We start from the raw sequence: 26,577 nt of genomic DNA, 5'->3' as shown, positions 1-26,577 counted from the left end.
TCGTAATTCCAAAGTACGATAAGGGGCCTAAGGTATTAGCCACCTGGGGTTCCCTTCAACGTTTGCACTCGGGCGATGATCTCGTTCATGGCCACGTTTGCAAAATATTGCAGCATCCTTATGTCTTCCTCCGAAAAGTCCCGGGTTCCTTTGTCGACTACGCAAACGGTTCCAATCGACTCGCCGGTGGGTGATATAATAGGCGCCCCTGCATAAAACCTTAGTCCGAACTCCCCCCGAACGAGCGGGTTCGCGAGCAAGCAAGGCCCCTCAAGAGCATCGGGGAACACAATCGGCTGATCACCTAAAACGGCGAGGGAACATAGGCTGACGCCACGCGGCGCCGATTTGGTACCCTCCATCCCCTTATTGCCTATAAATTCTACCTCTTCGGATTTGACAAGTGACACCAAGGCAATAGGCATATCAAAGGTCTTAGCTACAATCTGAGCCAGATTATTGAAATAACCTTGCGGTACTTTTTCCAAAAGGTTGTGGTTGCTAAGAACATCAATACGTGCTCTCTCATTTTCGGGAATGATATTTTTGCCAAAGCTGTTATCCATGCGCAATAGTTGACCTGCGAAAATACTTTACGCCCGATACAATTCCTGCACTGCTTTGTCAAGAAGGGAGCGAAATCCATTCCGATATTGGGTGCAAGGGCGTCACGCAACACCCTCGCCAAAAAGAGCCCTTCCCATCAAATGAGTTTCGACAACGTTGCAATTGACAACTTAGACGAATTCAGCTGTTGTCAATTCCGAGTAATGAATCACGTGAATGTCAGGATTGTTTTGCGAACCTTTGGCGCAGACGATTACCGCATCACCACCGACTGACCCAATATTCTCACGGAAAAAGTATTCTCTGTTCAATTTTTGATTCGGACACAGGTAGGTAATAATTAGGTCGGGCATTTTCTGCCTCACTGCGTTGTGCAACGATTTCGGAGAAACATTCGTACCCAAGTAGTAGTTCCTGATTCCCTTCTGCTTGAAGCGGTAGCAAGTGTATAGTAACATTAAGTCGTAATGCTCACCTTTCTGTAAGAACAGAAGCGCAGATTTTGCATCGGCGCCGGGACCAGGAAGACTTTCGATTCCTAATATAATAATCGGCAAATGAAGCACGGCTTAGCCCAGCAGGCCCAAAGCCTTCCTGGGCACCGGATATTACAAGTAATATGCAGGTAGTGGTTGAAAAGCTTCAGAGCTACGGTGCGCCACCGATCGAGACGCTCACCCCTCAGGATGCACGCAAGCAACCCACGCCTACCAACGCGGTGATGGATGTTATGAAAGAGAACGGAATCATGATGCCAGCGCCGATGGTAGATAAATCTGACCGTACTATAAGCGTCAACGGCGCTGATCTGCCGATCCGTTTATACACTCCCCGCAACGGCAATGCCGCTAACCCCATGATCGTCTATTATCACGGTGGTGGCTGGGTGATTGCCAATCTGGACACATATGATCCGTCAGCACAGGCCCTGGCGGAGAAGACCGGTTCAGTGGTCGTTTCCGTGCAGTACCGGCAAGGACCTGAGCATAAGTTCCCGACAGCACATAACGATGCTTTTGCCGCGTACCAGTGGGTGCATCAGAACGCAGCATCTTTGAAAGGCAATCCTGACCGGATTGCGGTTGCCGGCGAAAGCGCAGGGGGCAACCTTGCTTGTAATGTCAGTATCATGGCCCGCGACAATGGAATCAAGTTGCCGGTAGCACAATTGCTTGTGTACCCAGTCGCTAACAACGACATGAATAATGGCTCCTATACGCGCTATTCCAATGCAAAGCCACTCAACAAACCCATGATGGAGTGGTTTGCCAAGCATTACTTAAATAACATGCAGGAAGCGGCTGACCCGCGCATATCGCTTGTAAATGCCAACCTGAAAGGTCTTCCGCCAACAATCGTTATTACGGCACAGATCGACCCGCTGCACGATGAGGGAAAAATGTTGATGGAGCGCCTTAAGCAAGCTGGTGTAACAACCGACTATGAGGACTTCAAAGGAGTCACCCATGAGTTCTTTGGTATGGCTACATTGCTGCCGCAGGCGGCTGAGGCACAGCGCGAAGCAGCAGAGTTTCTTAATAAGCGTTTAAAATAGTGATGGTGGGTCTTCACTTTTGGTTAAGAGGCCTCCGTTTCGACGGGGGCTTTTTTGTGCAAGGGGCGAGGCGACAGGTCCGCTTAGTAACCATTGCTTGTCGAATTTGCAGTATATCGGTAGTTGTATATGATGTATTTATCCGAATAACCCCAGCTCTCAGAAAGAATACTTTGCCAAATCAAGAGTCAACGGGAATACCTGTTGATCGAACTATATCCCTACTTTTGAGTATTGCTGCCGTACTTATTCCTTGCCAAATACAGTTGACTAAATGCTACAACCCCTGTTTTAACAGGGGTTATGCTGTTGGATCGGAATCAATGGGCAGGTTTTTGCACTCTCACGCAGACGTCTTCCAATCTGGAACGCGAAAGTCGCCTGTCTTCCATACCTTCCCGAACTATAGTACCCTTAAACGCTTGACCATGACCCCTTTCTCCGCGAAAATACCTGTAGCTGGTATTCCGCTTAACTTCCAGTTTCGTCCATTCCTCGCAGGAAGAATGCAACGCTATTATGTTTCTGTGAACGATCAAAAAGAGCAAACATATCTTTTCCACATGGAGCGGAGCTCATCGGGAGGAGCCTGGAAGATTGTCGATGCGCCTGTCGTACCGCTCTGGATTCACGACGTGGAAGCCCAATTGACTATCGCCATCGCACACCACGAAGGTCAGGCCGGACAGGCCGCTTGGTGATTTCCACAATCCAATCAATTTCACGTCTGTTCCTGATGTGCTAAATACTTGGAAAAAGTATGTCTGAGGCGCATACAGGCCTTTTACGGCCTTTGCGGGTTAGACTGGGAGAGGCAGACCCTACACTTTCCAAGCACTCAGATTATCGCGGATTTGATTATACTTCAGCATATCGAGGTAGATTCGCGTACACATACCTTAACAGTAAAACTCGGCAAGCAGGACGTGAGGTTACTACCATAGAGTTTGAAGCACATATCTTTGCCTCCTCTTTTTCTGAATACTCTCTGGAGAAGTAACCCATTTCAGACACGCCTACCAGAAAAAAGGTGCGCACCCGGCTTTTCTGACCCAAAATAGTTGCATCCAAATAGAACAAGCTTTACCTTTCTAATTCAATTATGTCGCAAGCTAAACTTGTTCTTTACGCAGATGACGATGAGGACGACCGTTTCTGCCTTCAAGAAGCCTGGCTCTCGCATACCGGCTACGAGCTCAGGCTGTTCGAATCGGGAGTGGAACTTATTACTTTCTTGGGGACGAACCCATCGCCAGACGTCTGTTTCATTATTTTGGACCAAAACATGCCTCAGTTCACGGGCATCGAGTCTCTGGAGCGGATTCGTCAGATGAAAGCGTTCGAGCATACTCCCGTTGTCCTTTACTCCACAAACGTCCAAGCCGGGAACTTTACGCAGGCACAATCCACCCTCAAAGTCCATTTAGTGCAAAAGCCCAATTCAATGGCAGAAATAAATGCTGTTGCTGATAGGATCATTAAGCTTTGTGGCTCATAACTCGGGTTTATGAATATGCTTGGCGTTGAAAAGACTGCAAGAGACGTAGCGCGATGAGAGCCCCCGCTACTATATTTTGTAGAAACTTGAGTTACATGACCAGCAATTGGCAAACTGCAGCCGGCGTTCTTTCTTTTACAGTATTTAGGTTTGATCATGCCTCTTTCTAAAGGCGCGCTGTAATAGGATCGGGTAAGTATCCCTCATCAAAAAGTATTCGTTTCCACGCTACAAATAAAACAAGGAACGGCACTCTGTCTCGTTCTTAGTGCAAACATTCCATAAAATAGGAAAATAGAAGCAAGAATATTTCCTTCTTTGACTGTTTAATTTTAGTTCCTTAATGTTTAGAAACTACACATAAGCGATTGAGCTACATCAAAATTGGTATAGCTGCTTAGAAACTTTCATCAACATTATCATGGAGATAGTGCCGTCAATTGAGCTAAATGTCTTGTTTTTCTAAAAGCCCCATTTTGAAAATACTATCTTGGTAGTCTAAATCAGCTCTATGAGTGTTGCTGAGGCTTGGGAGCAATTAAGTATTCTGGAAAACCAGTATGCCGATTTACTAATCAACGAAGCCTCAATGCGGGAGCTCAATGACCTGTGGAATGAAATCGCCCGCCTTCGCGCTTTTGTAGAGCAATGAGCGCTAAGGCACATTTTTAGAGTCGATTCGGTGAAGCAAACTCTTTTTCATCTATTGCACCTCTGTCCAGTTTTTCCATCAAGTTTGATTCAATTCTGGTTAAGATCCCGCCGCCAAGGCCTTTTTACTCAAAAGCTTTTTATCTCGCTTCTTTAAGGGCAACTGAACAGTTCGGTGATTTTCTCTATGAACAATCGTGCTTCTGTGTGATTATTTGGCTTTTGAAAAAACCACCCGTGCAGATTCAATGGCATGCGCCGGCCTCCTAAATTCTCATTTGTTGAATAGATAATGGCGGGAGTGATTTTATACGAAGGTCTCTTGCGGATCTCAAGCAGGGTCTCCACTCCGTCCATCATCGGCATATCCTTGTCCAGTATCACACCGCAAATTTGTCCTGGCATGTTATGGCCGAGGTAGAAGAGAAGTTCCTGACCGCTTCGAAAAGTGATCAGCTCATAGTCATTGATGGATTCGAAAATAACCGCCAGCAAGTATCTTGCTTCTGCACTGTGATCGGCACATAGTATCAGTTTTGGCGGGGTCATCTTTCCGCTACAATGTAGGTCTTCTGTTGCATTTCGATGAAACCAATTGCAGCCGCAAGTCTCAAAGTCCGTCTGTGAGTTAGCCGCATTTAATCTCAGCCCGTATAATCAAATAGAACTTAGTAGCCCTATAGCCCGAACCGGTGTGCGAAAAGAAAATAAAAGCACACCAATAATGTTAGAACAATTAAAATAAGTGCAAACACGTACACTGGCTGGTTAGGCGACCGTCGGTACTTATCCTTAGGCATAGCGCAAAGATGGTGTATTTAGGACACAATAATTTGTAGAAGTATTAAATTTAGGATCTAAACAAAAAACTTGTGGAGAAAGTGGAGTTGATAGCGCGATTGAGCACTTTAGAGACGGCATACGCCGAACTGCTTACTGATAACGCAAACGTGCGGCTACTGAGCGACCTGTGGCAAGAGATCGTGGATCTGCGGGCGTCGGTTGCCATTTAAGCTATAGTTTGGAGCCTGGGTCCTGCGTGCCAAGAATCTCACCAAACTGCTCCCGGTATTTCTTCATTTTTTGCAATAGTGCGACTATCCTTGAGTTAAGTTCTTTCAGTTGAGACAATGAACGCTTGCTGCGCACCCCGTCAGCAAACTGGCGCGAAAGGTCCGCGAGTTCCGCATTCATCTCAATCCACTCCGGCATCAACTTCATACTCTATTTGATTGCATTTAAAACGAGTCATTCGGTTCATCTCCCAACGCACCCCGGTCAAAAAGCAAAGAAAGCCGCCCGGTTGCCCGGATTCGGCTTTCATATAGGGGTAAGCTTGGGAATACGGTATGTTTTTCTAAGGCCTCTAAAAGTATGAAAAATAGAGCACGGTTATGTTCTACCGTTACAAAAGAATCCAGGTTGCTAATGTTTTAAGTGTGCGCGAAAGCCCGGGTGTGAAACAATCGACTCCGCACAATGCACTAATATATAGGATACCGCATCGGCTACTCCCTCAAAATGCTTGTTGGCGTCGGCGCTATCCCACAACGCGCCCATATACCTGTCAGGGTGCAGGCAGGTCAGCATCATCTCGTGACCATCCACCCGAATATTTAGGCATAACCGCCATCCATTGGCCTCTTCCTTTTTTGTCAAACTTAAAAGAAAGACTTTTGCTTTTTCAATGGGCAAGCTCAGGTCTACAACGTCCCTTAGTCCTTGCGGGTCTATCAATCCACTGAACCCCCCGTACTATGACGATCTCATTCTTCAGAGCCATAAGTTGTGGCTCTAATTTAGGAGAACCGATACAAAAGTGCAAATCGGAAAAGGACTGTCAAAAAAGCCCCACCAGTAATGGCAGGGCGTATTATTCGTATGAACCAATCGACCTGCGTCGATGGTACAAGTGCAATGTACGTCGGCCAAGACAATTTATTGAAACTGCTTGTCGACGGATGCGACTATTCTACAACTTATCGCAGTTGGCGAGAGATTGTTGATTTGCAAACTCTGGCTACACTGTAAACTTAAGACACGGTTCTGATCACTTTTAGGATTTACTGTAGTCTTGTATATAACTCCCTAAATTTAAACGACTGTAATAGCGCATAACGGACAGGGCTTTGCGCTGCCGCCGCAGTAATGAAGTTAGTGCTTTCGGACATTTATAGCACTTTAGGAAGCGGTGCAGCGGCGAGTAGCGCAATAGCCCATGTTATGCGCCGCCGGACTTTAGGATGGAAGAACCAGCTAATCGGTCAAAAGGAATGGTCCCGTCACGACTGCCGCTATGGAGCTGTGCCCCAGCCGCCCGCTCTGTTAGCGCGGCCTCGTCCGGCTGCGACGAAGCCCTTTCGCAAGCTATCGCGTCCCGGTCACGACAAACTACTCTTGCGATGAGGCCGCGCGAAGCCGTTATGGAAGCTATCGACAAAGTATTCAGCTAAACGCTCAATGCGAAGCGGAAAGCGGGCGGCGCCAAACTTACGTCGAAGCTGCCTACGAAGCAGTCGGCGCGATAGTCGAACTGAGGAAATGATCCGAAAAACCGAAGCTACTTTAGTGAGGCTGGCCAAACTTCCTCTCAAGGAAGGCAGGTGGCGCATAACGACCAGGGCTTTGCGCTGGCCCCATGAATTTAGGAAAAGATTTGAACTGAAGCGACCGGGGCTAGCGCAACAGCCCATGTTAGCGGCAGGCCGGCCCAAGTGTAGGATTGAGTCGTACCCACAGGTCATTTAGTAGCACTTTGCCTCCCTGCTTGTAAAGAAAGTAGTCGAGTTCTTTTAGCACTTTATCTGGGACGCTCTTCCCACCCTTTGACTCGAGCACATTCCCATCAAAGTCGACCTTGCAAAAAATACCGTCACCTGGATGATCGAAATGGAAATGAGGCTTACCGTCAATGAGATGGTCATTTGAATAAACGTTAAACTTGAACCCGAACCGAAGTTTCCATTGGCCTACCTGCTGGAAGGAATCCCAACGATAACCCTGTTCCAATTTCTCGTGGGTTAGCCCTTTCGAAATCTGAAAGAGCAAGCTGTCGAACATTAGTTCTATTCTCTCAAGTTCTTCCATAGAGGACTGCAGGCTTGCCGCTAACGACCAGGGCTTTGCGCTGGGCGAAGTGCTTTAGGAAAGATATTAACTATAAACGACCGAGCCTAGCGCAATAGCCCATGTTGGCCGCAGCCGGCCTTTAAGACACAGAAACCACCAGATCGATCAGAGTGGCTCGTGCTTTCACGCTCCGAGCTACGAAGATTTAGCCAAGCCGCCATTTCCTGACCCGCAGCTGCGCCGGCGTCGCGAAGCAAATCCGGAAGCCGTCCCCGCATTGGTGCCGCGAACTAAATGCGAACAAGGCCGCGCAGCCGTCGTAGAAGTTGGCAGCAAAGTCTTTCGCAGAAACAATCGAAGAAGTCGGGTGGTGGCGTCTCGGTTCGTCGAACTTGTCTACGAAGCTGGCGGCCGAAAAGTAGAACTTTAGGAATGGTGCGAAAAGCAGCGTTATGATCGCGGAGCATGAACTCTCGGCCACTTCAGACTGGAGGTTGCGGCCAACGACCAGGGCTTTGCGCTGTGGCCTAAAGTTAGGAAATGATTTTAGTTCGAACGACCGGCCATAGCGCAATAGCCCATGTTAGCGGCTGTTTGTTTTGTCCCCGGAGTCTGGCCCTGATGCATGTATGTATTATATTATATCCAAACCGCCAACTTTGTCAAGTCCCACCGAGCGGTTTCCAACGCCCTTTTCTAAAATAAACATTTTGAAATCTAGGAGAGTAAAACACCAAATAGAAGCTCCAAGCAGTACGATAGATTGTCGGGTTCCTTGCCAAAACATGATGCGTTGGCGCTTCCATCTGTATTTTCAATCGATCCGAGTTATAAGGTCTTACTGTCGTAATGGTACCACGAAAGGTTTTTACTACGCTCCCTCCTTCCAACACATAGAAGTAAAGAGAATCATTCTCCTTGATTTCTAGCTTAAACTTTTCATACTGCCAGTCTGCTTGTTTGCCTGGAAAATAATTGCGATCTATGACGTATTCTCCGTAAAAATCTTCCTTCTCAAGCTCCTTTTTTGCTGAAACTATCCGAAAAATAATACTAATAAATAAAACCGCTAAAACACTGAGCCAAAAGCCAACCACCACCTTCCTATATGGCCGGCCTCTTGAAACTCCTAATGATATTACTACGACTGCAGCCAGCGGGAATAATATTAAAAGAAGAAACAAACCTCCCATTTTTACACTTTAAACGACGTCTGGAACAAAACAAATAGCCGCTAACGACCAGGGCTTTGCGCTGTGGCCGGGAATAAAATTACGAACTATAACGAATGTCGAGAGGCCATAGCGCAACAGCCCATGTTGGGCGCAGGCGGGCTAGTTGGAAGAGTCGCGTCCTCCTAGAAACAAAAGTGCCTTCCGTGAATTTCATGGTTGAGAACAAAATTAGCTCCTACCATTCAATCGCTATTGTTACCAGTTGCGAAATCAGATCTCTGGATTCGCCGAAATGCGCGGGCAGTTTTCTTAGTCTCCGACTTTCTTGCCCACTGAGACAACTCTGAATATGGGTCTGTCGCTTGTTCGTCGAGCTCTTTCTTAGAGAGCCCTTGGAAATTTCGTTTGGCAATATGTATACTTCTTGACATAAGATATGGTGGTATGGAAAAGCAAATGTTATGCGCAGGCGAAGCTATTTGTGGGATTAAGCATATGTGAACTTATTTGTCCCCTTCCATAGTGGGCCCATCGTTGGAAGCTTCATCATCTAGCGACCCGAATAGATTAGCTTGATACTCTTCGAGCGATCCAAATTCCGTTGTTGCGATGATCATTAGTTCCTTCGCTTCAATTAAGGAAAGCTCTGGAAAGTGCTGACGAAGCAAATAGATGACTTCCAAGGGCCCATTAGTCTGCGCCAATTCTTTTGCAACGTCCTTCACCGCACGCCCGTTCCTGTCACGTAAAAACAAATGGCTACCCATAGCTTCGAATTAGATGAATGCAGCTTGCGCCCAACGACCAGGGCTTGACGCTGTGGCCAAGAACGAATCTACGAACTATAACGAATGATCGCAGGCCATAGCGGCACAGCCCCTGTTGGGCGCACGGCCGTTTATCGGACGCAGCCTGTCCCCGACTTCGTGCTTTAGGAAATATCGCTGAGCCAGAACTCGATCGATGGTGTACGCCAGGCCACCTTAGGCCCGTGCACCTACAGGCTGACCGAAATCCTAAAGCGGAGTAGACTTGGTTCTTTAGGACACCAAAAGCGGCCGGCCCTTAAAGTAACGAGCTCAATTGGAGTCGTCGCTACGATCGTCGAACTGTAGGAAAAGATGAAAAACACAAAAGCGCGAAGCGAACGAAAAATATCCAGACTAGAGGACTGCAGGCTTGCGCCCAACATACCAGGGCTTTGCGCTGGCCGGTCTGCTTTCGTGAAGATATTTATTATAAACGACCGAGGCTAGCGCAATAGCCCGTGTTATGCGCTGTTGTCCGGCCGGAAGCAGCCACCAGCATCAGGAGTAGCGAAGAGCCATTGCGTCAAGACAAGGCTTTACGCAGTGGCTCTTCGCGGTCGGCTGGGAAGCGGACCCGTTGATCTTTCAGGACTGTAGTTTGCACCGTGCAGCTGCGGTGAAAAAAGCAGGATTTCCGGGAATAATCCCAGTCCCCCACCCCGGCCCATGTGACGAAGAGTCCCGAACTTCGCTACCGCGGGCGCGGCTCCGCTACTGAAGCAAAGCTTCGACGCTCGCCGCCGCCCGCGGTTAGCTCCTTTTACGATTCGATGGTTCCTGGTGGATCTACCCGCTTTCGGAGGGTAGCAGCAAGCGGGGAAAACGGTCTCCCAGCCGAACTCCTGATGCGGCGGAACTATAGGACAGCCACAGACCGGCCGGCAATAGCGCTATAACGGACAGGGCTTGACGCTGTGGCCAAAACGAATCTACGAACTATAACGCAAGCTCGCAGGCCATAGCGGCACAGCCCCTGTTGGGCGCTGGCCGTTTATCGGACGCAGACTATCCCCGACGTCCCGCTTTAGGAAATGATGCTGAAACCCAGCTAATAGAACAGGTACGCAAGGCCGCCTTAAGCCGTAGCACTTTCTCGCTGACCCAAAACTTGAAGCAGCAGAGACCAGCTCTTTAGGACACCAAAGGCGGCCGGCCTTTAAAGTAACGAGCTCAATTGGAGTCGCCGCTACGATCGTTGAACTGTAGGGAAAGATGAAAAACACAAAAAGCGCGAAGCGAACGCAAAATATCCGGCCTGAGGACTGCAGGCTTGCGCCCAACGACCAGGGCTTTGCGCTGTGGCCGAGAATGAATTTACAACCTTTTGGACTGATCGGAGGCCATAGCGCAACAGCCCATGTTACACGCCGGCCGGTCACTTAAAGAGCGAGTCTCCATCGAAGACTGTTTCAAAGTTCGACTAGATAGTATTTGTAATCTTTATCGGCGGGCTGTGTGTTTGAGTAAACTTTTACGGCAACCGTACTGTCGTCAACCCATGTCACATCTGCCATTGACCACTTTCTAGAGAAAACTTTTGAAGCTGGCTTTACTCCGTCGAGTCCTTGCTCAATCTTTATCGTGAACGAATATAGTTCTGACCTATGGTCATAGAAATCTCCATAACTGGGCATGTCATACGAGGAAAATACTATCAGTCTTTTACAATCCGGAGAAGGTAAAAGATTTATAATACCTTGATCGAAATTTGAGGGCAAGAACAATTTTTTATTTGTCGCAGGCTCGGCTAGATATGTTTCGCAAATTTCATTGCAGTTACTGATAATGTACAAGTTAGATCCGACGTCCATCTGAGCACTATTGAAAGCACATTTAGAGCGATAGTTTGCCTTATACCTTTGAAAATCATTTTCGCTGATAGCACCCTTTATCGGAATGCCAAAAAAAGAGGCGTCGTCGAATGAAAGCAAAGAGTCGCTGTAGATACGGCGCTCTTTATTACTCCTTGTGACGGTATCGGAAACAACGTGCTTGCTGCCGTCGGATGAGTCGGATTGACCGCAGCCAATCAGCGACAACGTAAGAAGTAATATGTAACCTATTCGTATCAAAGTAGGAAGAAGCCCCATCGCACTTTACTTTCGGACTGTAGGCTGGCGTGTAACACTTAAATATCCGCAATTCCGCCCGTCTGGCAAAATCAGCACTACTTTCCTAACTACCTCGGTTTCAACAAAAACCCTTTGCGTTTTTCTTATAGGGCAACATGATTGCGCATAATAAAACCGATTCCGACTATTTGAGAAACGCGGATGCAAGGCATTGCGTTTCTTTTGTTGCCACGTTATTATAGATTCAGATCCAAGTCGTCGAGCGGGCTTCGGACCATGTTCGGGCCTTTTTTGGCCACATGGGTATACCGCACGGTTGTCTTTAGGTCATAGTGCCCCAGCAGGTCCTGGATATAGCGGATGTCGGTGCCGCTCTCGAGTAAGTGCGTCGCAAAGCTGTGCCGGAAGAGGTGAATGCTCCCTTTTTTAGTGATGCCCGCCGCTTGCTTCGCCGCCTTCAGCACTTCCTGCGCACTCCTTGCGCTATAAGGACCGCCGTTCTCGCCCTCAAAAAGATAGACCTTCGGGCGGTACTCACGGAAATACTGCCGCAGGACTTCCAGGAGCTTATCGCTCAGCGCCACCATCCGGTCCTTCTTTCCCTTGCCATGATGGATATGAATCATCATCCGCTTGGAATCGATATCTACGATCTTCAGGTTTACGAGCTCGCTGACCCGCAACCCGGCACTATAGGCAGTCATGAGCAGCGTGCGGTGGTTCAGGTTCTTCACTCCCTGGATAATAGACTGCACCTCCGACTTGGCCAGCACGGCGGGCAGCGTCATCGGCTTTTTTGGCCGTGGCAGGTCATAAAATTCCCGCTCCCGGCCCTCCACCTGCTCAAAAAAGAACTTAAGCGTGTTGATCGCCGTGTGCAGGTGCGCCTCGGAATACTGCTTTTCCTGCAAGAGCAGCAACAGGTAGCTATGTACCAGCTCCCGGGTCATGCCCGCTACGGGTGTTGCCCCCAGAATACGGAGCAGGTAGTGGAACTCGCTGCAATACGTACGCTGCGTGCTCGGACTGTAGCCCCGGAGCTGAAGCAGGTTCCGGAAGCGGTTGAACGCTTCGAGGTTTTCCTCGGAAAGCGGCCGGGACTGCAACTCCCCGGCCTGCCGTTTAGGGCGCTCTACTACGCCGGATACCGCTAGAACCGCTTTACGCTCCTCAAGGTAGCTGCGCAGCACGGTGATATCGAGGTGCACATAGGGCGCCAGCGCCCGCCTGATGATATCGTAGTGCAGTTGACTCAGGGGCAGGTACCAGCAACCCCGTGTCCGGCTCCAGGCGGCATCCCTCAGCCCCCGGATTAGCGCCTCCAGGTCTCTGCGCTCCCGCGGCACCGGCACGCCGATCCGCTCCTTGCCCCGGTGAAAAAAGGCGGTCAGGGTGATGTGTATCTTTTCCATACACCTCAAAGTTCCACCTCCACTTGGCCATGGCCATGGTGTTGCACCACCTGCTTAACTGCTTTTTTCTGCCAAAGCACTGTGGGATTCCCATCAAACTTTCCAAAAAAACGGGTTCTCTCCGCACATCATATTGCAAAACTGAGTTCGCGAATTAAACATACCAATGCCTGGAAATACACTATCAACTGATCCTTTTCATTGAAAGAAACATTTACTTTTGGCTTAGTAACATATTAGCCGCGTTACGCTATCTGCTCCCGAACGACCAAATCAAAGGCAGAACTACACAGAATACCGGCAGCGTTGGCCACCCGAAAGGCGTGGAGCGTCCTTATTCTGTGTATAGGCCTTGGTCGGCCTGGGAGCGGGTAAGTGTATGTCTCCACGCTGTTCATTTAAACACTCTTCCCCGGGGGCAGGAAGAATCCCAAACGACCAAACTATGTTCTTTCAAAAAAGCCATCTGGCAGCCCCCGCCTCTTTTGCCGCACTCCTTTTCCTCTTCGCTTGCTCGAAAAAAGGCAGTGACAACTCCCCTGATCCTATCGCTTCTTTTACTTATTCCGCTATCGCAAGTAACCTGCATGCCCCTGCGACACTCAAGTTCTCAAATTCGAGTACTAACGCCAACGACTATTACTGGACATTCGGAGACGGTGGCACCTCTGGAACGCGGGAGCCGCAGCACCGTTATGCCGCTGCAGGAACCTATACGGTACGGCTCGCTGCCGGATCCGGTTCAAAATCTCATAGCGCCATCCAAAGCATTACGATACTGCCGGCCCATACTGCAGTCAAGATCATCGGGTTAAAGGTGACTTCCGTTCAAAGTCAGACCAGCACCTTTACCGGGTATTTCAAGATCACCAGCGCGGCAGGCACAACACTTTGGCAGTCGGCAAACACCTCAATCAACCCGGCTTCAGTGCCACTGTCTTACAATATTGCTGGTCCGGCACTAAACAATTTGTCTGCTACCTATAATATAGAACTTTGGAAGACGGGAACGTTTTCAGACAGCAAACTATACTTCACCTCCTTTATTCCGTCCCTGTATAATAATGGCACCGAAGAATCCGACTCCTACCCCACGACTTTCAGTGGGTCGAACGGACTTAGATTCACTGTACAATGGCAATAAAAAATTGAGCAACAGAGGCGATTCAAATATGAATCGCCTCTTCTTTTCCAAACTATGCGGCATCAAATTAGAAGTAAGGCCATGTTCGAGACTTCGCTGGCAAGGTGCCAGAAGTAGAAAAATGGCCCCACTTCAAGCTCAAGGAATATTTACTACAAAATGCAAATTTGATGTACCCTGAGAAATTCATTGAAGAACTAGACCAAAAAATTGAAAAAGTGCTCCGCGGACTAACCGCCACGCGACCGGAACAGCGAGAGATCACCTCAATTCTAAAATCGACCCTTGAAATTCTATACCAGACAAGAGCCAATCATCTGGAGCTAAACAGGCTTATCCGGAATTTGGATCGAATGAACTAAATTTTGCCGCGGGACAAATCGAATGGATTTTAAGGTCGCCTCGTTCATTATAAAGTAATAAAGCGGCGTAATCCAGTAAAAGCCCTCAATGGGCGCACACTCCAACACAAATTCACCCACAAAAAGCAACCCGTTCGCAATTGGAAACTCGCCATTGTATCCAAATTGTAAGTTCAGCGTCGATGCATCAACCATACACCTCCTTCTAAAGCCGCCTCGCCAATCGGCTGAATCAAAAGCTGTCGTAAGCGCCGTATTGTGCCTCTCAAAACGTTCGCGTACTTCCAGAACTACTTTTTCCTGAAAACTCATGATCCACTTATCCCAAAGATCAAGTTGTAATCTGAGCTTATCTATCGAGTTGCTTTCAAATACAACTTTTCGGTCCTGTGTTACAGAGATCATATTTTGCTCCCGGCGCGATTGTCGGTAAAGAGAGCCATGCCGGTCGCAGCAATATCTTGCTGTTCTTCTATTTGATTCGAAAGAGCGGTCACAAAAAAGACAAGTCTTCTTATAGTTCTTTGCGGTTTTCATGGTAGGCTAGTTTTGTACTTTATAGCCGTATCTACCCGTATATACGGGTAGATACGGCTATAAAGTATTATTTTACGTATTTGTAAATTTAAGTGCTATTTTTACAAAGACGTAATTTAGAAACGGACTTTTTATTTATGCAACAAGGAAAGAAAGATCCAATTTTTGATGTGGCCGAAGAGGACCACTTGACATTCTGTTCACTGCTCTATCAAAAGGATTATTCTTCGGAGGCATTGAATTTTATCGACAACCATGCGAGGATCTTGAATTACTGGAAAGAAGGTGAACACAGTTTGCTCCCTGATCAAGACGATGAAAAGGGACGGCGCAAATTTTCGTTCATAGATCTTGTATGGCTTGGTATGGTGAAGGAACTCCGAGACTTAGGTATGGGAAAAAAAGCTATAAGCAACTTAAAGCAAGCCCTCTTTGACACCTCCGGTCTGGATATGCTACATGAGCAGATAGACCGAAATCCGGATCAAATCCTATATGCCCTCCAGTCCCAATTGGGCATTACTGCCTTGCAGGCAAAAACCATGTTGGACCTTATTGAAGAAAAGAAGGACGAGCTAGCTCAGTTTAAGACAAGCTACCTCCTGCAATACATCATGTTCGTTCTGATTCGCAGACGCCCCCTTCATGTGCTCATAAACAAAGATGGCAATCACGTTCCCTGCGAAGAGGATACGGACCTAACCATCCCTGGCAACCTCTTAATCAAGGAGGTAAAGCGATCTGCGCATATTTCGCTCTGTGTCAACACTATAGTGGGGAAATTTCTTTCAAAAAGTTACATCCAGGAGAAACTCACCGACACAGTATACTCTAAAGAGGAACGGAAGCTTATCGGGTTGCTTCGAAAGGGAACACCGAGATCGGTAACTGTTTACTTCAAAAGCAACGGCAAGATGGATAGAATGGACATCACCCAGGAACTTAAAATAAACGGCGAAGCCCGATTAAAAGAATTCATCCTCGCCGGCGGCTATGAGAACATTGAGATTGTAACAGAGAACGGCAAGCCTGTCTCGGCTAAAAAGACGCAAAAACATAAGCTATGAACAGAATAAGGATACCGGACATCCCAGGGTCCATGGTCACACCGCCCACGTACCTGAGCTACAGGACGCAGGGCCGCAACACCGATACCGATGTTGGACCTAACAACCTGCATGCGTGTCTTGAACAAAAGCGCAGAACTTCCTTTTAGCGAGGGCGAGGTAGCGCGGATTGCCACCATACTGTGGCAACTGGCCGAAATCAATTGTGATATTTTCTTGAACGAGAAAAACGAACAAAAACATGAAACGAGTGATTCTGGCAACCCGGGTAAGCTCCGATGAACAGGCCAAAGGCTATAGCCTTCAAAATCAGGAGGAGGCGCTTCGGGCTTTTTGCGACAAAGAAGGGCACGTCATTGTACAGACCTACCGGGAAGATCACTCTGCCAAGAACTTCAACCGTCCTGAGTTCAAAAAGCTGCTGCACTTCATAAAGACAAACAAAGGCAAGGTCGACCTGCTGCTGGTCACCACCTGGTGCCGGTTCTCCCGGAACCTGACAGAGTCCTTTGCCATGATCGAAAAGTTGAGGGGCTATGGCGTCGAAGTGCAGGCCATTGAGCAACCCTTGGACCTCTCGATTCCGGAAAACCAAATGATCCTTGCGGTGTATTTGTCGCTGCCGGATATTGATAATCGCAGACGCTCCATCAAGATTACCACGGGGGTACGCGCCGCCAAAAAAGAAGGACGCTGGCTGGGCGTACCGCCTTTCGGCTACCAACGGTGTTGGGACGAGAAGGGGAAGCCGCGGATCGAGCCCGGGCCATCTGCGGAACTTGTACGGGAAGCTTTTGGCTTGATCGCACGGGGAAAGACACAGGCGGAAGTTCGTGAGCTGATCAAAAAGAAGGGCAAATACTTCTCCCGGTCTACGTTCTCCGACCTGCTCCGCAACCGTGTTTACATAGGCGAGGTGCGCGTCAAAGCAGAGGACCATTCCAGCTATTGGATCAACGGACTCCATGAGGGTCTGATCAGCACAGAGCTTTTTTCCAAGGTGCAGGCCTCTCTTGAGGGACGGCTGCAGGAAAGGGGGTTTGTAAAGGCCAAGTCCGCCCGGCCCGAGTTTCCGCTCCGCGGTGCGATTCTGTGCGGCAACTGCGGCAACCCGCTTACCGGCAGCGCTTCGAAGGGTAGAAATGGCCATCATGCCTACTACCACTGCAATCATTGCCACGCGGTGCGCCTTAGAACATCCAGCGTGCATGAGCAGGTAGAAACCATTTTAGGAGAAATCAAGCTCAACAAAAATGCAGCTACACTCTTTAAGATGATGCTCGCACAACTGCTCAAAACAAAGGGCTCCGAGAAGGTGCGTCCGAAAGAAAAGATCGAGGAGGACCTCCGGAAAAACGATGAGCGGTTCCGGAACCTCGAAGACGACTATGTGGATCGAAAAGTAAATGCCGAAACGTTTAACCGGATGCAGTTGCGCTTCAAGGCCGACCGGGAAAAGCTTCAAGCGGAACTATCGGCCCAAGCCTCCGAGCGGAGTCCGTATCAAGAACTCTTAAAAAAGGGATTGACCCTTGTAGAGAACCTGCCGGCGCTATACAGGAAGGCGGATATGGGACAGAAAAAGGACATCCTCGGTTCGATTTTTCCGGAAAAGCTTCATTTTGACAAAAATGAATGTCGAACCGCACGCGTGAACGAGGTCCTTCGGCTGATACTCGCCATGGACGCGGGTTCTGGACATAAAAAAACCGGACAGATCTTCAAAAACTTGAGTCTGTCCGGTAATGTGGAGGACAACGGAGTCGAACCGATGACCTCTTGCATGCCATGCAAGCGCTCTAGCCAGCTGAGCTAGTCCCCCAGGATTGTTTTAAGAACTGTCGGTCAGGGTGTTAGCCCCGGCCGGGGTGCAAATATAGGGAACCAAATATTTCACGGCACAAAAATTTTGTCGCTCCCGGAAATTTTTTTCTATGCAAAAAGGAGGAGACGCCAAAAAGGTCCGCCCGCGCCAGACACAGCCCATGCCCGGACTCGAAGAGAAAATGAAGCCGCACCCGAAGGACATCAAGGCACAGCCCGTACAAAAGCTGATGGGCAAGGTGGCCCTCATCACCGGCGGCGACTCCGGTATCGGCCGCGCCGTGGCCCTGCTCTTCGCCCACCACGGTGCCGATATCGCCATCTCCTACCTGCCCGAGGAGCAACCCGATGCCGAAGTGGTGCGCCGCGCCGTTGAAGAAGAATTCGGCCGCCGGTGCCTGCTGCTCCCCGGCGATATCCGCAAGGAGCGCTACTGCGAAAAGATCGTGACCGACACCGTCAAAAAGCTCGGGCGCCTCGACATCCTCGTCAACAATGCGGCCACGCAAACCGAGCAGAAATCGCTCACCGACATCACCACCGCGCAGTTGAAGGAGACCTTCGAGACCAATATTTTCTCCATGTTCTGGATCAGCAAGGCGGCCCTTGGCGTGATGAAAAAGGGCGCCAGCATCATCAACACCACCTCGGTAACGGCCTACCGCGGCTCCGGCTCGCTCATCGACTATTCGAGCACGAAGGGCGCCATCCTGAGCTTCACCCGGGCCCTGTCGCAGAACCTCGCCTCCAAGGGCATCCGCGTCAACGCGGTGGCACCCGGCCCCATCTGGACGCCGCTCATCGCCGGCTCCTTCAAAGGCAAGAAAGTAGCCGAGTTCGGCTCCGACGTGCCCCTGGGCCGCGCCGGTGAGCCCGCCGACGTTGCCCCTGCCTACCTCTTCCTCGCATCGGAAGACGGCGCCTACTTCACCGGGCAGGTGTTGCATCCCAACGGCGGCGAGATTGTAAACGGATAAGGCAGTTGGAAGGAAAGAAGAGATGCCTACCGCTAAGAAAATAAGCGGCTAAGGTATTCGCCAAGTGTAAGGCCGCGCTGACGCGCGGCCTTTTTATATTATGACGGTGATCTGCCTAGCTAAAGCATACGCTTTGTTAGCCACGATCCTAAACGATCGCACATTACCGCAAGCGATGCTTTCAATATTCTTAGCGAATACCTTAGCCCCTTCTTTCCTTAGCGGTAAAAATACTTAGTCCTTTTGAATGCCTTCATTCTGGCATTTTCTATGCTCTATTCATGATGCACTTTGGGGTGGTTGCTTCAATCAACCTGAGAACATACCCATTGAACCTGACCCGGGTAATGCCGGCGCAGGAAACGAAGTGCACAGGCGTCCTGGCTTACGGCCGGGACGTCTTTTTTATAGCCGGCGCGAGCTCAGAGCAGCAGCCCCTTGATATGATACACCTTCGTCTCCGCCGTGATAAACAGGTCGCGCCCCTCCGGGCCGCCCCAGCAGCAATTGGCGGGCACCGTATCCAGCGCGATCTGCGCCAGCCGCTCCCCTTCCGCGCTCAGCAAAAGAATTCCCTGCTTCGTACAGAGCCACAGGTTCCCGGAAGGATCGCACTTGAGGCCGTCGCAGTTCTCTTCGGCCAGCACCCGGCGCAGCTGCAAGGTAGATGCATCGTACTCCAGCAACCGGCGCTCCGTAGATTTACTGGAGCCGCAATACAGCGTCTTTTGGTCCGGGGAAAGACAAAGGCCGTTGGGATAGCGGAACTCGAGGCAAAAGGCATTGAGCAGCCCGTCGCGCCAGCAGTAGAATGCCGCCTCCGCCTGCCGCAGGTCGGGACGGAGCTGCTGGTCCTTCAACCCATAGGGCGGATCGCTGAAGAAGACGGTGCCGCCGCGGTCCACCACGATGTCGTTCGGACTGTTGAAGGGCTTGTCGTTGGGAGTGCTGATAAACGGTTCCAGCACCCGCCCGTCCCAGGTGGCAACGGCCCCGTTGCCGTGCTGGCAGATGTAGAGCCGTCCGTCCGGACCGTACGCAAGCCCGTTGGACCCGGGTTGCGCGGAAAGCGCGCTGCGGTCGGCAAGCGTACAGCCGCTCTCCCGCATAAATACGGACTTCGCACCCGCCGTCTCAATGCGGTAGATCACGTTTGCCGGGATATCGCTGAACAGGTAGTAGCCTTTCGGGTTCCACACCGGCCCTTCGGTGAACTGGCAATCGTCGGCCCAGGTTTCGATCCGGAAATCCGGGTTGACGATGGAGGCTGCACTGGGATGAAGGAGGGTAAGGGCCATGGTCGTGGGGTTCCGCGGGTTAAAAATTGTAGTTGAAAAAATGGATCCTGTTATCGGAAGGATCGGTACTGACGACGGTGCTCAACGGGTGCTTCTTCCCGTTCTCGCGGAACACCAGCGCCGCGAAATACAGCACGCTGCCGCCACCCGGACCGGGAGATTCGAAGAGACGGAAACCATAAGGAAGCAACTCCTTCACCGCACCCAGTTGGCGCTCCTGCCCGGTGACCTTCTCCAGGAACGTGGCCTTGCCCTCACCGGCCGGAACATTGAAAAAGCTGGTATCCAGATCCACCCGCTCCCCGAACGCTTTGTAGTCCTGCTTATCGAGCAGCGCCACGACCTCGTTCACCACGCCGAAACGCGCAAGGGCCAGCTTCAGGTCCGGCACGGGATAGACCGCTTCCAGGACCTTATCACCCGTGCCAACGATCTTTACCTTGATGCCGGTGTACTTGTCGCGCTCCTCCTTCAGGTTGCGGTAAAAAAGAAAGGCGATGTTCGAGGAGATGAGGTCTGCTCCGGCCCGTGAGCTTTCGATGGCCGCGCTCTTACGCACCTCGATCCAGAACGTATTGCGCTCCGCAGGGGCGCCGGAAGATGACTTTGCAAAGCCGTATTCGCACTCGCCGCCGTACACGCTGATGATCTCCTTGATCCCCTTGTCCTCGTTGTCGGAAATCGAATAGAGGTAGGAAGCAAGGCCCTTCTTTTTCTCTCCGGGCCGGCCGGAATTACAGGAAGCAAGGATGCAGGCGAGGCAACCCACAAGGAGCCAGCCGCAGCGGCGAAACGTCATGGTACGAAGATACGCAGTGCCCTTTGCGTGCTAGCGTATGGCATCCAGCTTCTTCAGCACCTTCGCCAGGTCGATGCCCTTGCCGAGCACCGGCTTGAAGAGATCGCCCTCCGACTGCACCCGCTCCAGGATATTGTTCATGTGCCAGGTCTGTGGGGTAAGCCCCCTCTTTACCTCGTCCCAATGCAGCGGCGTACTCACCGGCGCGCCGGGCTTCGGGCGCAGTGAATAGGGCGCGGCGGCCGTCTGTGTTTCGCTGTTTTGCAGGAAGTCGAGGTAGATGCGGTTCTTGCGCTTCGAAGGGCTCCGCTCGAGGCTCGTGGTACCGGGCAGCTCGGCGTGCACCATCGCCACGATCAGCTCGGCCAGCTGCCGGCTCTGCTCGAAGGAATACTTGCCGCCGAGCGGGATGTAAATATGGATCCCCGTGGAGCCCGAAGTCTTCACGCAGCAGGTGGCGCCGATGCTTTCCACCACCTGCCGCACCACCTGCGCGCAGTCGATCACCTGCTCGAAGGAGATGCCCTCGGGATCGAGGTCGATGAGGCACCAGTCGGGCTGCTGCCAGCTTTCGGCGCGCGAGTGCCAAGGATGCAGCTCGATGCACCCGAGGTTCGCCATATAGGTCAGCGTTGCTTCGTCGTTGCAGATCATGTAGTGCACTTCCTTTGCCGTGGACTCGCTGAAGTCGGTGTGCAGCGGGATCCAGTCCGGGATCTTGCCCTCCATGTCTTTCTGGAAGAAGTGCGCGCCGCCCACGCCGTTGGGGTGCCGGTGCAGCGATTGCGGGCGGCCCTTGAGGTAGGGCAGGATATAGGGTGCCATGCGGAGGTAATAATTCACCAGGTCGCGCTTCACCAGGCCCTCGGCCTTCCAGTAGGGTTTGTCCAGGTTCGTGAAGGTGATGAGGTGCTTGTTGAGCGTGAGCGAAGGCCCCCCTCCATCACTTTCAGAGAGTTGCTTTCCAGTGCTTTTGGGCTCCTTAGCGGCAGCTGTTTTTTTAGTGCCGGAGGATGCTTTCGGGGCAGCGGCCTTTTTCGGCGCGGCCTTCTTCGCCGCTTTCGAGGCAGCCTTCCCGGGCGCGGCTTTCTTAATCATGCTCTGTACGGTTTTGCTTTTTTCGATGATGACGTCTTTCGCTTTCTTGTCGGTACGCAGGCCCATGAAGATGGGATGCCGGGCGATGCCCTCACGGGTCCACTCGGTGAACTTGATCTCGCATACAAGCTTCGGCTGCACCCAGGTTACGGGCATGTTCGCTTTCGGGCATTTCTCGAAGGGACAGTCGTCCGTAGCCAGCGGCAGCATCTTGCTATGGAGGTCCTCGAGGCTTTTCCGGTTGAAGCCGGATCCCGAATGCCCCACGTACACGAGCTTGCCGTCGACGTGGGCCCCGAGCAGGATGGCGCCGAAGAACTTACGGCTGTTACGCGGCTGGGTGAAGCCCGCAATCACTACTTCCTGCCGCTGGTTCACCTTGATCTTGAGCCAGTCGGGCGTGCGCTGCCCTACCGTATAAATGCTGTCACCCTTCTTGCCCATGATGCCCTCGAGGCCCTGCTTCAGCGCCGCTTTGAAGAAGGCGTCGCCCTTGCCTTCCACATGATCGCTGTAGAAAAGCACGTCGTCGTTTGCCGGCAGCAGGGCCTTCAGGAGCGCCTTGCGCTGGAGGAGCGGGAGCGCCGTCACATCATGGCCGTTGATCCAGAGCAGGTCGAAGATGTAGTAGCGGAGCGATACGGGCGAATTCTGCCAGTTCTGCAGCAATTGAAAATTGCCCAGCCCCCGCTCGTCCACGGCCACGATCTCGCCGTCGAACACCGCGTCGAACGGAAGTTGCCCGAGTGCTTTCGCCACCGGTGTATACTTTTCGGTGAATGGCTTCAGGTTGCGCGAAATGAGCTCCGCTTCGCCTCCCTGCACGTAGCCTACGGCGCGGTAGCCGTCCCACTTGATCTCGTAGATCCAGCCGGGGTCGCTGAAGGGTGCGTCCACGAGCGTGGCCAGCATCGGTGTCACCAGCTGCGGCATGGCCGTTTCGCGGGCCAGCGTCCAGGCATCGCCCACGATCTTTTTAAACGGAATGGCGGCCTGCCTGCGGGCTGCCTTCGGCGCCGCTTTCTTTGCGGGCGCTTTTGCTGGCGCCGCCGCTTTCGCAGGCGCCGGCTTCCTTGCAGACTTCTTTCCGGTTGCTTCCGGGTGATTAGGCTTCGCCCCGTGGGCAAGCGCCACTTCCGTAATACTACGGCCCGTCTTCACCGAGCGGTCCTGCAGCGTAACGTCGTCGGTGGATGCATCGGCGTCCTTGCCCTTCAGCAGCAGCCAGGCGCGCTCATCTTTCATGCGCCGCAGCGAGTAGGTGCCTTTGAGCTTCTCCCCCTGCAGTATGAACTTCATGCTACCGGCCTCGTACTGGCGGCGCAGTTCCGCATCCTGCTCCTTGCGGCTTGCATCGGTACCGCCAGCGGGGGCATAGGTGCCTTCGTCCCACACGATCACCGTGCCCGCACCATAATTGCCTTCCGGGATCACGCCCTCGAAGTTGCGGTAGTCAAACGGATGATCTTCCACGTGCATGGCGAGGCGCCGGTCGGCGGGGTTGAGCGAGGGCCCTTTCGGGACGGCCCAGCTAAGCAGCACGCCGTCCAGCTCAAGGCGGAAATCGTAGTGCAGGCTCGACGCGTCGTGCTTCTGCACCACGAAGCGCAGCGCGCCCTTCGAGGCCTTGGACTTTCCCGCCGGCTCCGGCGTTTCGTTGAAGTGTCGCTTGTTGTTATACTCTTTCAGACCCATGCCTACTTCAACAAAAGAGTCGTGCCGGCCCCCTCTCCCCGAAGAGGGAACTTGACCTTCGCCATTCCGCCTGCACCGAAAAGCTGTTTCGAGCGATGGCTGGTTAGCCGGTCAGCCTGGGAAAGTGGATCAATCAAGAAAGAAGGGACGCAGCAATGATTGGGCACCGGGGGTACGGGGGATTGAATTCGGCAGCCTTTGGATCAGGTCGAAACGCGAAGGCGCCAAGAGGTATGGGAACGTGAAGGGTGCAAAGGCCGCCACGTAGCCTAATAAAGTGCATTCCCTCCGTGCTCCTCCGGCGCGCCTGCCGGTCGTAGGCGGAGCGTCCCGGCAGGCCGGAACATGCGCGGAGGCACTCCGACCATGTAGTGACCATTCCTCCACATCAGAGTTTGCATACAACTCCGCATCAAAGAAATATAAAAACGGTTGAGACTGCCTCCGCGCATGTCCCGCATCAGCGGGACGCTTTGCCTACGGAAAGCAGGAGCATGGATAGAAAAGGAAGTGACCGCACGGAGACGCGCTACGTAGCGGCCTTTGCCCCCTTTGCGTTCCGAAAATGCCTCCGCGCCTTTGCGTTACTTATGATGCCGGTCACTAACCCAGCTCCAATTCGACGGCTGAAACCCGAATCATGCGTTTAACCCACGAGCTAATAGTAGACGAAGTGAAACGTCACTACACAGAAATAAAAAAGGCCGCCTTCAGGCGACCCATTACAAATAAACCAATAGACCAATAAACCTCCCTACGCGCGCTTCTTCTTTTTGCCTTCGAGGCTTTGCCTGAGCACTTCCATGAGGTCCTTCACGGTGGCGCTGCGCTCCTCGGGCTCGGCGATGCGTATGTGCTTACCGGCCGCTTTGGCCTTGATCACTTTCTTGAGCGACGCGATGTAATCGTCTTTGAATGCCGCGGGGTCGAAGGTCTCGGTGAGGTGCTCAATGAGCTTCAGTGCGAGCTGCAATTCCTTCTCCGCCACGCGTCCGGCGTCTACGGCGGGCACCTCGCGGATCTCGTCCTGGTAGCGCATCTGGTCGAGCATCAGCACGCCTTTATACGGCTTGATCGCGCATACGTGCTCGCGGTTGCGGAGCATGAACTCGGCGATGCCGACGGTGCCGGCTTCCTCGAGGGCTTTCACCAGCAGGCGGTACGTTTTCTCACCGCCCTTTGCCGGCAGGATATAATAGGGTTTTTCAAAATAAATAGGGTCGATCTCCTCGGCCTTCACGAATTGCACGATGTCGATGGACTTCGACTTTTGCGGCGAGGCCTTCTCGAAGTCCTCCTCTTCCACCGGCACGTATTTGCCCTTGGCGTATTCGTATGCCTTGACGATGTCTTTCCAGTCCACCTCCTCGCCCGTTTTACTGTCGATGCGCGCGTACTTGATGGGCGCCATGTCTTTGCGGGAGAGCATGTGCAGGGGCAACTCCTCCGACTGTACGGCGGAGAGTAACTTAACAGGGATGTTGACCAGCCCGAAAGAGATGGTACCCGACCAGATAGGTCGTGCGGCCGCTGCAGCCATAGGCAATGGATTTGAATGAGGTTAGGAGGCCGGGAAGAACGTGTTGGAGCCCACGTTGTTGGGGCGGAACAGCGTCGTCATCGTGTTCCAGGCATGCTGCCACCAGCTTTGCGTGCGGGCAGCGGTCTCGTAGAACTCGGCCTTCTGCATCTTTACCTTCACCAGCACCATATCCTGGAAGACCTGCGGGTTGATGTCCTCGTTCATCTCGAGGAAGGCATACATTTCTTCGGGATCCGTTACGACCCAGCCCTTGCCCTGAACCTGCAGGAAGCAGTCGACGCCCTTGCGGAAGTAGTCGAGGCGCACAGGGAAATCCTGCTCGAACTGGCGGATGTCCTGGTTCGGCTTCTTCATGAAGAACCATACATACCCGTAATCATCGACCTTGAAGTTGGTCACCACCGAGGTAGGCAGCTTCAGCACCGCGTCGCTCTGGTTAAAGAAGATCGCGCTACCGATGGTCCGGATCTTTTCCTGGAGGAATTGAAGCTGTTGAGGATTGTGTTGATTTAGTGGCATACACAGTGTTTTGTTTTCAGAATCGGTACCGACTCCCGGATAGCGCTCCAAATAGGATACCATAAAAATTTCGCCTGACGCGGCCGCAGGGCACCTCATCCATTGGGGAAAATCGGCCACAGCAGCGCTTCGCCAACCGCCCGCCGCCTGCCCTCCCGGTGGCCTGATTTTTTGAGCCCTTGCCGGCAAAATCCCCTTTTGATTATGGCAAAGAATACAAGGTCCGCCTCCAAGACGGCCACCAAGAAATCCGCTCCGGCAAAAGCTGCCGCCAAGAAAGCGGCGCCGGCCAAAGCTGCTCCCAAGAAGGCGGCAGCCGCCTCCAACTCGCGTTCCGCCAACCGCGGCGGAGCGGCCTCCTTCGACGAGGCATCCCTGCTCCGTGAGCTGTTCATCGAGGAGCTGCGCGACATCTACTGGGCCGAGAAGCACCTCACCAAGGCGCTCCCCAAGCTGCGCAAAGCAGCTACGAACCCCGAGCTCGCCAACGCCTTCGAGACGCACCTCGCCCAAACCGAGGAGCAGATCGGCCGTGTAGAAGAAGTATTTGAAATGATGGGCGAGGCCGCCCGCGCCAAGAAGTGCGAAGCCATGGAAGGCCTCGTGCAGGAAGCGCAGCAAGGCATCGAGGATACGCCCAAAGGCTCCAACGTGCGCGACGCCGCCCTCATCATCTGCGCCCAGAAGGTGGAGCACTACGAGATCGCCGCCTACGGCTCGCTCGTGCAGCTTGCCAAGACCCTCGGTGAGAACGAAGTGGCCACGCTGCTCGCCGAAACCCTCGAAGAGGAAAAACAGACCGACGAGCTCCTCACCGAGCTGGCTGTTTCCGGCATCAACATCAGCGCCAGCCAGGAGTCGGAAGACTGAGCGAACAAGTGAACAAGGAATAAGGAACAGGCAAGA

At 52.1% G+C, this 26,577-nt stretch carries 21 protein-coding genes, 1 tRNA gene, 1 pseudogene and 1 riboswitch; of the genes and pseudogenes, 9 read left to right on the top strand and 14 right to left on the bottom strand.

The window, feature by feature from the left end:
* Positions 1-35: 35 nt before the first annotated feature.
* On the bottom strand, positions 36-566 hold the full coding sequence (locus ABD937_RS14120; protein ID WP_345256400.1) for a GAF domain-containing protein: 531 nt from the start codon (positions 564-566) through the stop codon (positions 36-38).
* Positions 567-1,186: 620 nt separating this feature from the next.
* On the opposite strand from ABD937_RS14120, the gene ABD937_RS14115 reads away from it, so the two are divergent.
* The 4 genes from ABD937_RS14115 to ABD937_RS14100 all read left to right on the top strand — a co-directional run bounded on the left by ABD937_RS14115 (position 1,187) and on the right by ABD937_RS14100 (position 4,272).
* The gene (locus tag ABD937_RS14115) at positions 1,187-2,122 is read left to right on the top strand and encodes an alpha/beta hydrolase (RefSeq protein WP_345256399.1); all 936 of its coding nucleotides are present in this window, start codon (positions 1,187-1,189) and stop codon (positions 2,120-2,122) included.
* Positions 2,123-2,550: 428 nt separating this feature from the next.
* Entirely contained in the window at positions 2,551-2,823 is a 273-nt protein-coding gene (locus ABD937_RS14110) for a hypothetical protein (protein WP_345256398.1), read from the top strand.
* A gap of 401 nt (positions 2,824-3,224) precedes the next feature.
* Positions 3,225-3,620, top strand: coding sequence for a response regulator (locus tag ABD937_RS14105; RefSeq protein WP_345256397.1), 396 nt, complete (start codon positions 3,225-3,227; stop codon positions 3,618-3,620).
* Positions 3,621-4,131: 511 nt separating this feature from the next.
* Complete coding sequence (locus tag ABD937_RS14100) at positions 4,132-4,272, top strand: hypothetical protein (protein WP_345256396.1); 141 nt, start codon at positions 4,132-4,134, stop codon at positions 4,270-4,272.
* A 152-nt stretch (positions 4,273-4,424) separates the two neighbouring features.
* Here the strand turns inward: ABD937_RS14100 and ABD937_RS14095 are convergent, their stop codons facing one another.
* The 6 genes from ABD937_RS14095 to ABD937_RS14070 form a co-directional block, all read right to left on the bottom strand.
* Positions 4,425-4,820, bottom strand: a complete 396-nt coding sequence (locus ABD937_RS14095) for a response regulator (protein WP_345256395.1) — start codon at positions 4,818-4,820, stop codon at positions 4,425-4,427.
* A 465-nt stretch (positions 4,821-5,285) separates the two neighbouring features.
* Complete coding sequence (locus ABD937_RS14090; protein WP_345256394.1) at positions 5,286-5,492, bottom strand: hypothetical protein; 207 nt, start codon at positions 5,490-5,492, stop codon at positions 5,286-5,288.
* A gap of 1,473 nt (positions 5,493-6,965) precedes the next feature.
* Positions 6,966-7,358: a hypothetical protein gene (locus ABD937_RS14085; RefSeq protein WP_345256393.1), complete on the bottom strand. Its 393-nt coding sequence runs from the start codon at positions 7,356-7,358 to the stop codon at positions 6,966-6,968.
* 644 nt (positions 7,359-8,002) lie between these two features.
* Positions 8,003-8,533, bottom strand: a complete 531-nt coding sequence (locus ABD937_RS14080; RefSeq protein WP_345256392.1) for a hypothetical protein — start codon at positions 8,531-8,533, stop codon at positions 8,003-8,005.
* Positions 8,534-9,018: 485 nt separating this feature from the next.
* Entirely contained in the window at positions 9,019-9,282 is a 264-nt protein-coding gene (locus ABD937_RS14075; protein WP_345256391.1) for a hypothetical protein, read from the bottom strand.
* A gap of 2,350 nt (positions 9,283-11,632) precedes the next feature.
* Complete coding sequence (locus tag ABD937_RS14070; RefSeq protein WP_345256390.1) at positions 11,633-12,808, bottom strand: tyrosine-type recombinase/integrase; 1,176 nt, start codon at positions 12,806-12,808, stop codon at positions 11,633-11,635.
* A gap of 445 nt (positions 12,809-13,253) precedes the next feature.
* Between ABD937_RS14070 and ABD937_RS14065 the strand changes: the two genes are divergently transcribed.
* A complete protein-coding gene (locus ABD937_RS14065) occupies positions 13,254-13,952 on the top strand; it encodes a PKD domain-containing protein (protein WP_345256389.1) in 699 nt (232 codons plus the stop codon).
* 323 nt (positions 13,953-14,275) lie between these two features.
* On the opposite strand, the gene ABD937_RS14060 is transcribed toward ABD937_RS14065, so the two are convergent.
* On the bottom strand, positions 14,276-14,851 hold the full coding sequence (locus tag ABD937_RS14060; RefSeq protein WP_345256388.1) for a hypothetical protein: 576 nt from the start codon (positions 14,849-14,851) through the stop codon (positions 14,276-14,278).
* Positions 14,852-14,988: 137 nt separating this feature from the next.
* Between ABD937_RS14060 and ABD937_RS14055 the strand changes: the two genes are divergently transcribed.
* Together ABD937_RS14055 and ABD937_RS23895 are read left to right on the top strand one after the other, a co-directional pair.
* A complete protein-coding gene (locus ABD937_RS14055; RefSeq protein WP_345256387.1) occupies positions 14,989-15,918 on the top strand; it encodes a MerR family transcriptional regulator in 930 nt (309 codons plus the stop codon).
* Positions 15,919-16,159: 241 nt separating this feature from the next.
* Positions 16,160-17,053: pseudogene (locus ABD937_RS23895) on the top strand (recombinase family protein); the annotation flags it as partial.
* Between the two features lie 613 nt (positions 17,054-17,666).
* Here ABD937_RS23895 and ABD937_RS14045 read toward each other — a convergent pair.
* A tRNA-Ala gene (locus tag ABD937_RS14045) sits at positions 17,667-17,740 on the bottom strand.
* Between the two features lie 112 nt (positions 17,741-17,852).
* Here ABD937_RS14045 and ABD937_RS14040 point away from each other — a divergent pair.
* The gene (locus tag ABD937_RS14040; protein ID WP_345256385.1) at positions 17,853-18,719 is read left to right on the top strand and encodes an SDR family oxidoreductase; all 867 of its coding nucleotides are present in this window, start codon (positions 17,853-17,855) and stop codon (positions 18,717-18,719) included.
* A gap of 282 nt (positions 18,720-19,001) precedes the next feature.
* Positions 19,002-19,101: riboswitch (TPP riboswitch) on the top strand.
* Positions 19,102-19,141: 40 nt separating this feature from the next.
* Here the strand turns inward: ABD937_RS14040 and ABD937_RS14035 are convergent.
* The 5 genes from ABD937_RS14035 to ABD937_RS14015 all read right to left on the bottom strand — a co-directional run bounded on the left by ABD937_RS14035 (position 19,142) and on the right by ABD937_RS14015 (position 25,671).
* Positions 19,142-20,017 (bottom strand): SMP-30/gluconolactonase/LRE family protein, encoded by an 876-nt coding sequence (locus ABD937_RS14035; RefSeq protein ID WP_345256384.1) that lies wholly within the window; start codon positions 20,015-20,017, stop codon positions 19,142-19,144.
* Between the two features lie 19 nt (positions 20,018-20,036).
* Positions 20,037-20,816, bottom strand: a complete 780-nt coding sequence (locus ABD937_RS14030) for a hypothetical protein (protein ID WP_345256383.1) — start codon at positions 20,814-20,816, stop codon at positions 20,037-20,039.
* A 30-nt stretch (positions 20,817-20,846) separates the two neighbouring features.
* Positions 20,847-23,609: a DNA ligase D gene (ligD, locus tag ABD937_RS14025; RefSeq protein ID WP_345256382.1), complete on the bottom strand. Its 2,763-nt coding sequence runs from the start codon at positions 23,607-23,609 to the stop codon at positions 20,847-20,849.
* A gap of 754 nt (positions 23,610-24,363) precedes the next feature.
* Positions 24,364-25,149 (bottom strand): non-homologous end joining protein Ku, encoded by a 786-nt coding sequence (gene ku, locus ABD937_RS14020; RefSeq protein WP_345256381.1) that lies wholly within the window; start codon positions 25,147-25,149, stop codon positions 24,364-24,366.
* Between the two features lie 21 nt (positions 25,150-25,170).
* Positions 25,171-25,671 carry a pyridoxamine 5'-phosphate oxidase family protein gene (locus ABD937_RS14015; RefSeq protein WP_345256380.1) on the bottom strand — a complete coding sequence of 167 codons (501 nt, stop codon included), beginning with the start codon at positions 25,669-25,671 and terminating at the stop codon, positions 25,171-25,173.
* 204 nt (positions 25,672-25,875) lie between these two features.
* On the opposite strand from ABD937_RS14015, the gene ABD937_RS14010 reads away from it, so the two are divergent.
* A complete protein-coding gene (locus ABD937_RS14010; RefSeq protein WP_345256379.1) occupies positions 25,876-26,541 on the top strand; it encodes a YciE/YciF ferroxidase family protein in 666 nt (221 codons plus the stop codon).
* Positions 26,542-26,577 lie beyond the last annotated feature (36 nt).

It is taken from the genome of Flaviaestuariibacter amylovorans, from assembly GCF_039541815.1.
Classification (GTDB): Bacteria; Bacteroidota; Bacteroidia; order Chitinophagales; family Chitinophagaceae; genus Flavisolibacter; species Flavisolibacter amylovorans.
Note: the sequence above shows the minus strand (reverse complement) of the source record. Positions and strands in the feature narration are given on the sequence as shown.

Excerpts from the sequence above, each read along its gene's own strand:
- ABD937_RS14075 (WP_345256391.1), bottom strand. The coding sequence starts at position 9,282 with ATGGGTAGCCATTTGTTTTTACGTGACAGGAACGGGCGTGCGGTGAAG.
- ABD937_RS14035 (WP_345256384.1), bottom strand. The coding sequence starts at position 20,017 with ATGGCCCTTACCCTCCTTCATCCCAGTGCAGCCTCCATCGTCAACCCG.
- ligD (WP_345256382.1), bottom strand. The coding sequence starts at position 23,609 with ATGGGTCTGAAAGAGTATAACAACAAGCGACACTTCAACGAAACGCCG.
- ABD937_RS14055 (WP_345256387.1), top strand. The coding sequence starts at position 14,989 with ATGCAACAAGGAAAGAAAGATCCAATTTTTGATGTGGCCGAAGAGGAC.
- ABD937_RS14120 (WP_345256400.1), bottom strand. The coding sequence starts at position 566 with ATGGATAACAGCTTTGGCAAAAATATCATTCCCGAAAATGAGAGAGCA.
- ABD937_RS14090 (WP_345256394.1), bottom strand. The coding sequence starts at position 5,492 with ATGAAGTTGATGCCGGAGTGGATTGAGATGAATGCGGAACTCGCGGAC.
- ABD937_RS14105 (WP_345256397.1), top strand. The coding sequence starts at position 3,225 with ATGTCGCAAGCTAAACTTGTTCTTTACGCAGATGACGATGAGGACGAC.
- ABD937_RS14015 (WP_345256380.1), bottom strand. The coding sequence starts at position 25,671 with ATGCCACTAAATCAACACAATCCTCAACAGCTTCAATTCCTCCAGGAA.
- ABD937_RS14115 (WP_345256399.1), top strand. The coding sequence starts at position 1,187 with ATGCAGGTAGTGGTTGAAAAGCTTCAGAGCTACGGTGCGCCACCGATC.
- ku (WP_345256381.1), bottom strand. The coding sequence starts at position 25,149 with ATGGCTGCAGCGGCCGCACGACCTATCTGGTCGGGTACCATCTCTTTC.
- ABD937_RS14065 (WP_345256389.1), top strand. The coding sequence starts at position 13,254 with ATGTTCTTTCAAAAAAGCCATCTGGCAGCCCCCGCCTCTTTTGCCGCA.
- ABD937_RS14070 (WP_345256390.1), bottom strand. The coding sequence starts at position 12,808 with ATGGAAAAGATACACATCACCCTGACCGCCTTTTTTCACCGGGGCAAG.
- ABD937_RS14080 (WP_345256392.1), bottom strand. The coding sequence starts at position 8,533 with ATGGGAGGTTTGTTTCTTCTTTTAATATTATTCCCGCTGGCTGCAGTC.
- ABD937_RS14040 (WP_345256385.1), top strand. The coding sequence starts at position 17,853 with ATGCAAAAAGGAGGAGACGCCAAAAAGGTCCGCCCGCGCCAGACACAG.
- ABD937_RS14085 (WP_345256393.1), bottom strand. The coding sequence starts at position 7,358 with ATGGAAGAACTTGAGAGAATAGAACTAATGTTCGACAGCTTGCTCTTT.
- ABD937_RS14110 (WP_345256398.1), top strand. The coding sequence starts at position 2,551 with ATGACCCCTTTCTCCGCGAAAATACCTGTAGCTGGTATTCCGCTTAAC.
- ABD937_RS14100 (WP_345256396.1), top strand. The coding sequence starts at position 4,132 with ATGAGTGTTGCTGAGGCTTGGGAGCAATTAAGTATTCTGGAAAACCAG.
- ABD937_RS14095 (WP_345256395.1), bottom strand. The coding sequence starts at position 4,820 with ATGACCCCGCCAAAACTGATACTATGTGCCGATCACAGTGCAGAAGCA.
- ABD937_RS14030 (WP_345256383.1), bottom strand. The coding sequence starts at position 20,816 with ATGACGTTTCGCCGCTGCGGCTGGCTCCTTGTGGGTTGCCTCGCCTGC.
- ABD937_RS14060 (WP_345256388.1), bottom strand. The coding sequence starts at position 14,851 with ATGAAAACCGCAAAGAACTATAAGAAGACTTGTCTTTTTTGTGACCGC.
- ABD937_RS14010 (WP_345256379.1), top strand. The coding sequence starts at position 25,876 with ATGGCAAAGAATACAAGGTCCGCCTCCAAGACGGCCACCAAGAAATCC.